General features: G+C 39.1%; 14 protein-coding genes. 7 read left to right on the forward strand and 7 right to left on the reverse strand.

Features of this window, described 5'->3' with window-relative positions; genetic code table 11:
* Positions 1-591: excalibur calcium-binding domain-containing protein (locus tag IRT38_RS06785; protein ID WP_194597274.1), on the forward strand; the 591-nt coding region annotated here is incomplete at its 5' end.
* 16 nt (positions 592-607) lie between these two features.
* Here IRT38_RS06785 and gigC read toward each other — a convergent pair.
* Complete coding sequence (gigC, locus tag IRT38_RS06790) at positions 608-1492, reverse strand: LysR family transcriptional regulator GigC (protein WP_004914268.1); 885 nt, start codon at positions 1490-1492, stop codon at positions 608-610.
* Between the two features lie 84 nt (positions 1493-1576).
* Here gigC and IRT38_RS06795 point away from each other — a divergent pair, with 84 nt between their 5' ends.
* Positions 1577-2338, forward strand: a complete 762-nt coding sequence (locus IRT38_RS06795; RefSeq protein WP_194597275.1) for a ferredoxin--NADP reductase — start codon at positions 1577-1579, stop codon at positions 2336-2338.
* A gap of 21 nt (positions 2339-2359) precedes the next feature.
* On the opposite strand, the gene IRT38_RS06800 is transcribed toward IRT38_RS06795, so the two are convergent.
* On the reverse strand, positions 2360-2782 hold the full coding sequence (locus IRT38_RS06800; protein WP_194597314.1) for a hypothetical protein: 423 nt from the start codon (positions 2780-2782) through the stop codon (positions 2360-2362).
* Positions 2783-2994: 212 nt separating this feature from the next.
* Between IRT38_RS06800 and IRT38_RS06805 the strand changes: the two genes are divergently transcribed.
* The 3 genes from IRT38_RS06805 to IRT38_RS06815 all read left to right on the forward strand — a co-directional run bounded on the left by IRT38_RS06805 (position 2995) and on the right by IRT38_RS06815 (position 5260).
* Complete coding sequence (locus tag IRT38_RS06805) at positions 2995-3195, forward strand: hypothetical protein (protein WP_026057418.1); 201 nt, start codon at positions 2995-2997, stop codon at positions 3193-3195.
* A 226-nt stretch (positions 3196-3421) separates the two neighbouring features.
* On the forward strand, positions 3422-4984 hold the full coding sequence (locus tag IRT38_RS06810; RefSeq protein ID WP_130575670.1) for a mechanosensitive ion channel: 1563 nt from the start codon (positions 3422-3424) through the stop codon (positions 4982-4984).
* 96 nt (positions 4985-5080) lie between these two features.
* On the forward strand, positions 5081-5260 hold the full coding sequence (locus IRT38_RS06815; RefSeq protein WP_004914255.1) for a hypothetical protein: 180 nt from the start codon (positions 5081-5083) through the stop codon (positions 5258-5260).
* 31 nt (positions 5261-5291) lie between these two features.
* Here IRT38_RS06815 and IRT38_RS06820 read toward each other — a convergent pair whose 3' ends face one another.
* Positions 5292-6488: an NAD(P)/FAD-dependent oxidoreductase gene (locus IRT38_RS06820; RefSeq protein ID WP_194597276.1), complete on the reverse strand. Its 1197-nt coding sequence runs from the start codon at positions 6486-6488 to the stop codon at positions 5292-5294.
* 142 nt (positions 6489-6630) lie between these two features.
* Here IRT38_RS06820 and IRT38_RS06825 point away from each other — a divergent pair, with 142 nt between their 5' ends.
* Positions 6631-6996: a DUF4870 family protein gene (locus tag IRT38_RS06825; protein WP_099948165.1), complete on the forward strand. Its 366-nt coding sequence runs from the start codon at positions 6631-6633 to the stop codon at positions 6994-6996.
* Between the two features lie 43 nt (positions 6997-7039).
* On the opposite strand, the gene IRT38_RS06830 is transcribed toward IRT38_RS06825, so the two are convergent.
* The 4 genes from IRT38_RS06830 to IRT38_RS06845 form a co-directional block, all read right to left on the reverse strand.
* Entirely contained in the window at positions 7040-7906 is an 867-nt protein-coding gene (locus tag IRT38_RS06830; RefSeq protein ID WP_194597277.1) for a 1-aminocyclopropane-1-carboxylate deaminase/D-cysteine desulfhydrase, read from the reverse strand.
* A 66-nt stretch (positions 7907-7972) separates the two neighbouring features.
* The gene (locus IRT38_RS06835) at positions 7973-9040 is read right to left on the reverse strand and encodes an HlyD family secretion protein (RefSeq protein ID WP_227592151.1); all 1068 of its coding nucleotides are present in this window, start codon (positions 9038-9040) and stop codon (positions 7973-7975) included.
* A gap of 125 nt (positions 9041-9165) precedes the next feature.
* On the reverse strand, positions 9166-10812 hold the full coding sequence (locus IRT38_RS06840) for an MFS transporter (RefSeq protein WP_194597279.1): 1647 nt from the start codon (positions 10810-10812) through the stop codon (positions 9166-9168).
* A 13-nt stretch (positions 10813-10825) separates the two neighbouring features.
* Positions 10826-11374 (reverse strand): TetR/AcrR family transcriptional regulator, encoded by a 549-nt coding sequence (locus IRT38_RS06845; RefSeq protein WP_125297891.1) that lies wholly within the window; start codon positions 11372-11374, stop codon positions 10826-10828.
* Between the two features lie 189 nt (positions 11375-11563).
* Between IRT38_RS06845 and IRT38_RS06850 the strand changes: the two genes are divergently transcribed.
* Positions 11564-12244 carry a DUF1345 domain-containing protein gene (locus IRT38_RS06850; RefSeq protein WP_004952490.1) on the forward strand — a complete coding sequence of 227 codons (681 nt, stop codon included), beginning with the start codon at positions 11564-11566 and terminating at the stop codon, positions 12242-12244.
* Positions 12245-12258: the final 14 nt, after the last annotated feature.

A 12258-nucleotide genomic window follows, 5' to 3' on the forward strand; every position in this document is an offset into this window, starting at 1 on the left:
GGTGAACCTAAAATGGGTGAAAAACTAAAATTTTTGATCGTTGAAGATAATAATGGAAAGTTTAAAGCTGCAAATATTATGCGCTTAGATCAAAAACAAGCATATATTGATTATCCAAACTATGCCAACAACTCATCTACTCAAAATAAATCGGTCTCACAGCAAAAACATGCAAATCATAAAGGTATGACTTTTATGATTATTGGCTTGATTGTGATTGCAATTTTAGGAGCATTAGTTTTTAAAAAATATCAGTCGTATGCAGAATCAAAAGAATTAAAAACAGCACAGCTGATTGCAGAGCAGAAGAAAATTGTGCAACAGCAACGAGATGCTTTGGGTGAACTACCAGAAATTAAATTATCTCAAAAGACAGAAAACGCTCTGCAAGCCTCAACATCTGTTCCTGTCATGAATAACCAATCACAACAATTGACAGCGAATCAGACTCAATTTAAATGTGATGGACGCCAACATTGTTCGCAAATGAGATCACGTGAAGAAGCAGAGTTCTTTGTGCGCAATTGTCCTAATACCAAAATGGATGGTGATAATGATGGTGAACCGTGTGAGAATGATTCGAGATGGTAAATTAAAAAGATCAGATTTAAATCTGATCTTCACAAAACTGTAGAAAGGCTTTTAATCCTGGCCCCTGATATTTTTGGCGGTGTACCAGCATATAAAGTGGTCTTGTCAGTTGCCAGAACGGTGTGTCAAGGATGACCAATTGACCTTTTTCAGCTAAAGGCTCAATCGCCAATCTTGATACACAAGACATCCCAAGCCCACCCGCTACAATTTTTAAAATTGCTTCGTTATGACCTAAGGTCAAACGAATATTCGCATCAGGAACATCTTGTAAAATTGCATTGTCAAAAACTTCACGTGTACCAGAGCCTTCTTCACGTAAAATCCATTCAACATTTAGAAAGTCAGCAGGGCTTAATGCACGTTGAATTTGAGCAAGAGGATGTGAAGGTGCACAGCAAACGGCTAATTCATCATCACGCCAGTGAATACACTGTAATTGTGGCAAATGACAAGAACCTTCAATTAAAGCCAAATCCAGTTGGAATTGATTGACTGCTTCAATCATTTGACGAGTATTACCCACTTGTAATTGTAAGTGTGCTTGTGGGTGTTTTTGTAAGAAATCAGCCATTAAATCAGGCATTAAGTAGTCGCTGATTGTAAGCGTTGCTCCCAATCTAAGATCAATACTTTGTAATTCACCTTTGGCTGCTTGCTCAAAAGATTCACAGCGACCTAATATTTCTAATGCTTGTGGCAATAAAAAGCGTCCCAAATCATTAAGCTGTAAACGCTTGCCGAGTCGATCGAACAATGGCGCACCAAGACCATCTTCTAAATCAGCTAAAGCCATACTTGCTGCACTTTGAGTAAGTCTAACAGCATCACTGGCTTTGGTTACGGTTCCTTCCTGAGCGACCGCCACAAAAACAGCCAATTGGCGTAAGGTCATTCGCATGTTATATAGCCTTAATGTTTTGAGTATCCATCAAATATTCGATCATGCTAACATGAGCATACTGTTTCGTGCCACGTTCAAATCATGTCAATTGAAAAATTTACCGTAGAAAAGGTTTTATCTGTACATCGTTGGGCTCATAATCTTTTTAGTTTCACGATGACGAGACCCGCCCATTTTAAATTTACAGCAGGTCAATTTGCTCGTATTGGGTTGATGGTAAATGGTGAATTGGTGGTTCGTGCATATTCAGTCGTTTCTTCACCTTTTGATGAAAATCTGGAATTCTTTTCTATCGTTGTACCTGATGGTGCGTTTACTTCAAACCTTCAACATCTTGAAATCGGTGATGAGTTATATCTCGACAAAACTGCGTATGGGTATTTAACTTTAGCTCGCTATCAATTGCCTTTAGCTCATGATTTATGGTTATTAGCCACAGGTACTGGATTGGCTCCTTTTTTATCTATGCTCCAAGATTTTGAAACGTGGACGAAATATCAGCATATTCATCTTATATATAGTGTGAGATCTACAGCTGAACTGGCTTATGTAGATCGTATACAAGAGATTGCTGAAAGCTTTGGTGAAGGGCATACAGGGTTCAAATTTGTACCTATAATTACCCGTGATCCAAATGCAACCCTACATGATCGTTTACCTGTTTTGATTGAAAATGGTGAGCTAGAAAAAGTGGTTGGCCTATCACTCAATTCTGCTACTAGCCATGTGATGTTATGTGGTAATCCACAAATGGTAGAAGATACTAAGGATGCATTAAAACAACGTGGACTGACGATGAATCGTCGTGGTGAGGGAAATATTGCTGTAGAGAACTATTGGTAATAGGTACGCATGGATATGTTATTAGTGAACAAACATATCCATAAATTCACGGATTTCTTGAATTGCGGTATCAACATCTGTATTCAGCCATGTGGGCTCAAAAAGTCCAGTGTAGTGCGCTAAGCGATCATGGGGAACAACTAGTCGAACTGGGCAATCTTCTTCAAGTAAGCGCCAAGGTAAAATTGGAACTTCATTATCGAGAAATGGTTGTACATTCCGAATATCGATAATCATTGCATTAATACAATCGGGTAAGGGCATAACCGAGAATTCTTCAGTACGTCGACGGAAATATTCTAGATCACCCCATTTTAAAATATAGCTTGGTTTATTGAACTCGATAATACCAATCAAATGTTCATCGCGTGTGTGATGTAAAAAACATTGATGTGTGACATCAGTGTCTAAATCTAGAGAAACACTTTGTTGGCTATAGGACATACAGTAATTAAAAACAGAACAGAAACGTGACAGAGGATTATAGCTTATTTTTATCATTTTCTAAACCGCCTATATTTTATACAAGAATGCAAATAATAAAAAGTAGAGTTATGCAAACAAAAAAACGATAGTGCGAAGCTTTGTCACACAATGCAACACAGTCCATTGCTAATATAAAGATCTAAGCAATAAAAGGATGAGGGCAAACTATGATGCATGATTTTAGTAAGCCACAGCCTCATGTGGCCAGTAAAGAAGAAATAGCAAGGAAAAGGAAATTACCAGTCTATATGCTTATTATCGTAGGGCTGTTCTTGCTAGCATTGTTAATTTTTATGGTTGCAGACCATTCGAATAAACCTACTGCACAAGTGATCATGTCACAGTTGCACTCGGTCCTTTTAAATGCGTAAGCAATCTATCTTAGACCAAACCTAATCGATTTAACGAGCTCATTGGTGTGAACTAATGGGCTTTTTTGCAAAATTATGCGTAATTTTTGTTGTATTAGTGATGCTGTTCGTTGATTGAGAATTAAACAAAAATTATGGTTTAGCTATCCATTCGTGATTTTCTCTTAACAGAATGAGTATGGGTAGCTGTATTTGACTTAAAAAACACATAAAAGGATAACAAGACATGAATGAAATTTTTAGTGATCCATCCCAAAGAGGGGGATTTGATGCAATGTATTATTGGGATCAATTTCAGCCAATATTAGCCGCAATTGTTATTCTACTGGTGGGTTGGATTATTGCCCTAGTGATTGCAGCAGGCGTGAAAAAGTTATTACAAAAATTTGATACCAATCATAAATTGTCATCGGCGACTGGTAGAGCGCCCAATATAGAGAGTCTTATTTCCAAACTTGTATTTTGGTTTGTGATGATTTTGGCCGTTGTTGGTGCATTAAATGTCTTAAATATTAGTGGTGTAAGCGATCCATTTAGCAATATGGTTGGTCGTATACTGGCTTATATCCCAAATCTGTTAGCTGCTGTTGCAGTCGGATTTATTGGTTGGATTGTTGCACGTTTGGTACGTGTAGGCTTGACTAATGTATTATCCAAAACTCAGTTAGACGATAAGTTAAGTAGTGAAGTTGGTGTTAGTTCACTGAGCAGTAATATTGCTGAGATCTTTTATTGGTTAGTTTTATTATTATTCTTGCCGATTGTTTTATCTATTCTCGGTTTAACTGGGCTACTTGTTCCTGTGCAGAATATGGTAAATGAAGCAATTGCATTCTTACCGAATCTATTCATCACAGGCGTAATCATTTTTGTTGGTTACATTTTAGCGAAAATCGTTCGTGGTATTGTTGAGGGCTTAACCAATAGCTTAGGTTTACAGGCTCAAGCAGAAAAGATCGGATTATTTAAAAATTCAAGTGTTTCTAAATTCTTAGGTTCATTTGTATTTGCAATTATTATCATCACAGCATTAATTGTGGCATTTGAAGCATTGGGTGTTGAAGCAATTTCACAACCAGCAACAGCGATGTTGAATGAAATTATGCATGCAATTCCACAAATTATCGCGGCTGGATTGATTTTAATTGTGGCTTATGTGGTGTCGAGATTCGTTGGACGTTTGGTCGCTGAATTAATATCAGGTGCTGGTGTTGACGAAGTTCCAATGAAACTGGATGTACAACGTTTTCTTGGACAAACACGTGTTTCTGATATTGTTGGCTACTTGATCGTGTTCTTTACTATGTTATTTGCTGTTTCTGAAGCAGCGAATCGCTTAGGCTTAGAACAGGTAAGTGGCTTGATTGCCATGTTTATCCAATTCGGTGCAGACATTTTACTCGGTGCTGTGATCTTGGTAATCGGTTTTTGGCTTGCAAATGTGGTTGCGAATGTCGTGCAACGTGGTGAATACAACAGCTCACGTTGGTTAGGTAATCTAGTTCGCATTTTGATCATGGGCTTGGTTATTGCGATGGGTCTAAAAGCAATGGGTATTGCCGATTCGATCGTTAACTTGGCATTTGGTTTGACGTTGGGTTCTGTTGCAGTTGCTTTTGCATTGGCATTTGGTTTAGGTGGTCGTCAACCTGCTGAACGTTTATTGACAGATTTATTGGATAAAGCAAAAACCGAAGCTAAGCAACCAAATCCAATTCATCAAAATCAACCTACAATCAGTACCAATAGCAATCCAACTCCTCCTTCATCTCCATATTCAGATGAATAGAAAAAATAATCTTTGATTTTTTTGATCAATTCGACCACTCTTAACAGGGTGGTCGTTTTGTTTTTTCAATAAATAAAAAGTCTATAGGAGAATTAAATGAAGAAGCCTAACCGCGTATTTGCACCGATTATTATTGCTGGAATCACCGTAGGATTTTTGGCAAGTGCATATAAATTCGTGATCGCAAAGTCTGGCACGAGCAAAGAAAAATCAACATCGAATAGCTCGCAATCCTCTTCTGTTGAAGCAGCGAATTCTCCTGAGCATCACTCTTAGTTCATCAAATGATCTGCTCAATTTGAATTTTCTAGACGAATTGAGCAGCGGCTTGTGCTGATGACCACGCCCATTGGAAGTTATATCCCCCAAGATGACCTGTTACATCGAGAACCTCTCCAATAAAGTACAAGCCTTTTTGTTTTTTACTTTCCATGGTTTTGGAGGATACCTCGCTGGTATCTACGCCACCGAGAGTCACTTCTGCAGTTCGATATCCCTCTGTTCCAGACGGTTTTACAGCAAAGGCATGTAGTTGTGTTGCAATTTGCTCCAGTTGAGCATCACTGATATTGCCAATAGCACTTTCACTGTGATCCGCCCAACTGAGTTGCTGTAACTCAATAACGATACTTTTTGCAGTGAACTCATTCAGTAAAGTTCTGAGTAGAACTTTAGGTTGTGATTTTTTCTTGGCTTTGAAAAAATCCAATAAATCTTGGCTTGGGAAAAAGTCTATTTTAAAACTTTCTCCAACATGCCAATAATTGGATAGTTGCAAGGAGCTTGGACCACTTAAACCGCGATGGGTAAATAAAAGTGCTTCAGTAAATTGATGACGATCGTTGATCAAGGTTGCATCTAATGCATTACCACTTAAGCGAGTGGTTACCTCTTTAAACTGATCTGAAAAAGTAAAGGGAACAAGACCAGCGCGGGTTGGAAATACATGATGTCCGAACTGCTTTGCCAGTTCATAGCCAAAACCTGAACCGCCTAATGTTGGAATCGATAAACCACCAGTGGCAACTACTAACGACTCACAGTGATAAGTGCCTTGATTGGTTTCAATAATAAAACCTGAATCTGCTTTATTTTTTACCTGTTCAACTTCGCAGTGTGTTCGAATTTCAACGTGCTTTGATTTGCTACATTCTGAAAGTAACAATTCAAGAATTTCTTTAGAGCCTTTCAACGTGAAGAGCTGACCATGTTTACGTTCTTCGTATTCAATGCCATATTCACAGACCAAACCAATAAAATCCCAATTGGTATATCTTGTTAAGGCTGAAATCACAAAATGAGGATTTTCTGAAAGATAGTTGGAAGGCTCCACTTCTAAATTGGTGAAGTTGCATTTACCACCACCTGACATCAGAATTTTTTTACCGACTTTATTGGCTTTTTCAAGTACGACGACTGAACGTCCACGTTTGCCTGCTTCAGCAGCTAACATCAAGCCCGATGCACCTGCACCTAAAACAACCACATCAACTTGATGAACCATGAGCATTACTCGATAGAATACGAAAAGCGGGCAATTATAGAAGATTTAAAGCCTTTTGAGTATGTCGATTGTTTGATTAAAAAATATGCCTTTAAAATCAAGGCATGCTATAAAGTTGAATTCTATAGAGGGGTAAAAAATAATGAACGATAAAACATTTTTAAACGATATTCAGCCGAACAACCAAGATCAACTAAGACAATATACTTTAATTGCCTATGGTTTATATGCAGCCAGTATTTTTGTGGGTTTGACCAGTATTGCAGCTGTCATCATGAACTATATGAAACGTAATGAAGTACAAGGTACGTGGTTGGCGAGCCATTTTGAATGGCAAATCAAAACCTTTTGGTTCACGCTCATTGGTGCTGTGATTGGTTTCGTACTGTCATTTGTCCTCATCGGCATTCCAATCTTGTTTGCGGTGTCGATTTGGTTTATTTATCGCATCGTAAAAGGTCTTGTGGTGTTTATGGATAATAAACCAATCGGTGATGGATGGTTTTAAGCCGTTAGAATCAGTAGATCAAAAAGTCACTTCAGGGTGACTTTTATTTTATGCGTCCTTGTAGCCCACCTGTATGAATCGCTAAGATTCTCGTATTCACAGGGAAGTGCCCTTGTTCAATTAAATCAAATAATCCCATCATCATCTTAGCTGTATAGATTTGCTCGAGTGGAACAGCATATTGTTGTTCGAATTGCTGCATAAATTGCAGCAGTTCAGAATTGGTTTTGGCATAACCACCACAACAATATTCATCTGTTAAAGACCAGTTGGTTTTATTGGTCCATTGTTGAATATCGTACTTGAGAAAATCACCTTTAAGTGCCGAAAAGCCTAAAATATGCTGCTGAGCTGAACTACTTTCGATGATCCCTGCAATCGTGCCACCTGTACCGACAGCACAACAAATCACATCATAATTTTCTCGATCATCAGCAGACAGAATTTCTTTCGTGCCTTGTATCGCAAGGTCATTAGTCCCACCTTCTGGAATAATCCAAGTATTTGGATAACGCTGTTTTAATTGTTGTAAATACTCAACTTCATGGCGAAGTCGGTATTCAGCTCGACTGACAAAATGCAGTTGCATACCAAAATCTTGTGCGGTTTGCAGGGTTGGATTGAACGCTTGTTTAGCTAACTCCTCACCACGGATGACGCCAATACTTTGGAAACCAAAATAATGAGCTGCATAAGCTGTTGCAGCGATGTGGTTGGAGTAGGCCCCACCAAAGGTCAGTACTTGATTCAAATTTTGTTGCTTAGCTTCGAGTAGATTGTATTTCAGTTTAAAAAATTTATTCCCTGAAATCTGAGGGTGAATGAGATCAAGACGTTTCACTGTCAATTGCACAGGAAAGGGAAGGTCTAATGTTTGATAAGGAGTTAGAAAAGCAATGTGATCAAACATTGGAATAAACAAAAATTGGATTTGATCACATTGTAAATGTATTTGATTGAGAATGTTAGTGCTGCATTAAGAGTCGGTATCTACAGAGCTAATCACGGACATACCAGGACGTAAATTTTCGATGCCTTTTTGGTTTGGATCTATCGCAATACGCACTGCAATCCGTTGCACCACTTTAGTAAAGTTACCTGTGGCATTATCAGGTTTTAGTACGCTAAATTCGGAACCAGCCGCAGGGGAAATTTGCTCTACATGTCCTGTGAATTTCTGATGATTCATGGCATCCACAGTAAAATACGCTTTTTGCCCAATTTTCATATTGGCAATTTGCGTTTCTTTAAAGTTCGCAATCACCCATGTTTGTTTCGGGATTAAATACAATAATTGTGTTCCTGCCGCCACGTATTGACCTACTCGTGGATTGACCTCACCGAGTTGACCATCTAACGGTGCAACAATCGTGCTGTAATCCTTTGTGGTATTGGCTTGATCTAATTGCGCTTGTGCGCTATTCACTTGTGCTTTTAGTCCAGCTTGCGCGACTTGTGCCGTTTTTAATGCTTCTTGTGCAACGAGGATATTAGCCTGCGCTTGTTTGAGCAAAGCTAGATTATTTTGTGCATCCGCAGCCGCTTTATCCTGTTCAGATTTTGATGCTGCACCGCTATCTCCAAGTTGTTGATAGCGTTTAAGTTGTGCGATGGATAAGTCGTATTGCGCTTTGACTTGATCAAGTTTGGCTTGTGCTGCAACCACATCAGCTTGGCGTTGGGCGATGACTTGAGTTTGATTGGCTAGACTATTTTCTGCTTGTTCTACACCTGAGACAGCCTGTGTGACTTTTTGATCATAGGTGGTTGCATCAATATGCATCAACACCTGACCTTGTTTGACCTGATCAAAGTCCTTGACCAATACATCTTTGATATAGCCATTAATCTGTGAGGAAAGAATGGTGGTTTTGCCTTTCACATAGCTGTTGTCAGTTTGTTCAATCGCCGTATGAAATGGACCAATTCGCCACGCCCATAAAATAATGGTAATCCCCACGATTAATACTAAAAGCATCCACCATAAGGTTGAGCGTTTAGTTTTAATCAATTTACTGGTTGTAGGTGGCGGTGGTGGTGGCATTTTAGGCACGGACTCAACTGCTTTGTCAGACTGAACATGATTATTCTGCTCAGCGTTTTCGATCTTGGAGCTTTCTGGTTTCTCTTGTTCAGACATAATTTTTTCTCAATCAAATACAATAAAAGTTAATTTACTGTTTGCAAGCTTCTACGGGTTTTGTACTTATTCCGAGCATATTTAAATAAGCCCCAAAGCAGCAAAATAACGGCAAAGATGCCATTTAAGGCAATCACATCGTTGTAGGCACGAACCTGAGCTTCACGAGTCACCACCTTATTTAAATTCTGTAGGGCTTGATTGTTTTGTAAAACAGGGTCATTCGTTGTGAGCATTGAACTGTGTTGATAACTTTGCAAACGCTGTGCGACGAGAGGATCGGTAGGATCAAGATTGCTACTAATCTCAACTTTATAATCATAAGTGTGGCGTTGCTGATAGGTATTGAAAAATGATGAACCGACTAAACCACCAAAGTTTTGTGTGGCTGAGAACAGTACAATGAAAGTCACGACATATTGAGGACCACGTTGTAAGGTACGCATAAAACCCATCAATAGCAGTGGACCAATAAATACGCCCCCTGCAAAACTCACCAAGAACTGGCTTCGATAAAAGTTTGCAGGTCGTACATCACTGGTCAGGTGATAATCCAAAGCACAGGCGATCAGAATTAAAACTTCAGCCAGAAATAAATTTAAAATTAAGCGATCACGATGAAATGTCAGCGCACTAAATACTGAACCTGCAATCGTTCCACAGAAAATAACCACATAAAGCGGAACAAATTGATCAGGACCCATACCAACAGTTTTTAGAAAATTGACCGCAGCGTAGCTTTGTTCAGACATTAATAGTCTGAGCGCAAAGGCACTGACGATGAAACTCAAAAGATCGCCTGTCGCCAACCAACGTGTCATGATCAGTGGATTGCGACGATAATGTTCATAAGTCAAACCAAACACAATTAAACAAAAACCGACGATCAAGGTATAGGCTAACCAAGGGCTATCAAACCACCAGTGAATAGGCCCTTGTGTTAATACGATACACAGGCAGGCGAAACCCGGAGCGAGCAGTGCAAAGGTAAAAAAGTCTTGTTTCTCAAAAACCGCGAGACGCATACTTCGAGGCAGCTTTAAAGCTACCACCATTGCAAAACAACAAATTGCCAAACCCAGTTCAAAGGTATAAATCACATCCCATTGATTGGCGCTTAGTAAAAACGGCGAGATAATCCAAGCCAAAGGCAAACCAAGTTGCTGAAAGCCGAAAGCCAAATAAATCCCTTTTGCCATATCTGCTTTACCAAAAGCTTGCATGGTGTAATACATACCCAATGAGCTAAGTGGAGCAGCGGCTAAACCTGCAATAAAGCGGACAAATAAAGCCATTTCATAGGTTTTGACAAAGATGTGTAAGACCAATACACCAATGAATACTAATAATCCAATTTCTGAAAATAGCCTTAAGCCATACTGTTGCCGAGCTTTAAACAGAATTAAATTTGAACTGACATTTGCCATCACATAGGCGGCAGGTAACCAAGCAGCTTGTGATGGTGTAAGACCATATTCACCTTGGAAAATCGGTAAATTAGCGATGATAAAACCATTGCTTAAACTTGCAGCAATACAAATAAATAGCCCAATAAAGAAATATGCAAAACGTTTTGGCTTTGCATGTGCGATAGCCGCAGGAGAGCCGGGAAGCGTAGGGCGTTCATCGGCTGACCAATCGGGTGGAGTTTCAAGATAGCGAGGGCTGTTATCCATATTATTCCTCGAACTAAATTTTGATGCCGTTTAATAATAATTCTATTGCACGTTTTGCCAGTCGCACTTGATCAGAAGCAAGATGCCCTTGAAAAGAAGAGCCTAAGATCGCCGTAATCATTCCAAAGTCTTGTGGGGTCAGATCAGGGCGACATAATTGATGTTCTATGGCTTTATCAATTAAAGGTTGTAATGCTTTATCTCGTCGCTCATAAATGTTTAGCATGATTGGGTCTTGGCGATCAATGATACGCCAGTAATCAATCAGTACGATCAGATGAGGGAGTTGTTCAATATGTCCTTCAATCAAACGAATAAAACCATCATTATATTCGAGTAGAGCAGATGCTCTCTGTTCTAAGCGCATCATCGCTTGATCAAGTAGGGCAAACATGAGTGCTTTGCGATCTGAGAAATTACGATAAAAGGTTGCTCGTCCTACGCCTGCATGATCAATAATTGCTTGTAATGGCACATGTACACCTTGAGCCCGAAATACCTCTTCTGCGGCATGAAGCAATTCTTCGCGGTTATGAGCAGCTTGTTGAACACGTTTATTCATTATTGAACTTGCTAGGTATATAAATTGGATAAGAATTATTTAACGGACAAATTTGTCCGATGTAAATAAACGATCGATATCTGATTTGTTTATATTGAGTAATAGAGGTAAATTGGTTTGTGTAGCAACAAACTTATCGTATTAAAAAATAAAACAATTTGATTTTGAAAATTTTAAGGTAGGTTTTATATGCAAGCCTTCATGCATCGATTTTTTCGTGGTCTAAAACATCGTCCATACTTATCCGCAACTTTTGCTTTGGGCTTCGTTATCTTTTTTGTGCTGCAAGCATTCAGCTCATGGCATTGGGCGACACGGCTACAAATTGGCTGGAATACTGCAATCTGGCTATATTTGTTTATGATTCTAAAGATGATGTGGCGTTTAGATCCAGAACACATCTTAGAACGGGCAAAGCAACAAGATGAAGGGAAGTGGATGATACTTACGGTTGCTTTAATCGCAATCGTTGTTTGTTTTATTTCGATTGCTGTGCAGCTCAGTCATGTTCCCAAAGATCAAGCAATCATTAAAACGATTCTGATCTTGCTAACGATAGGAACTATTTTCTCATCGTGGTTGTTACTGCATACCTTGTTCGCTATTCATTATGCACATGACTATTATCTTGCGAAAAGCCGTCAAGTCGATGGGGGCTTGGATTTTCCAAAAACAGATCAACCTGATTATCTCGATTTTGTCTATTTCAGCTATATCATTGGCACTTCTGCACAAACCGCAGATGTTTCTATTACCAGCTCACAGCTTAGACATCTGAATATTTTTCATTGTGTTTTAGCTTTTATTTTTAATACAGTGATTTTGGCGGTTGCAATCAATGTGGCAGCGAGCCTGATCGGTTTTGGCTAATTAACAATGCTTAA

It is taken from the genome of Acinetobacter sp. SK-43 (assembly GCF_015351505.1).
Classification (GTDB): domain Bacteria; phylum Pseudomonadota; class Gammaproteobacteria; order Pseudomonadales; family Moraxellaceae; genus Acinetobacter; species Acinetobacter junii.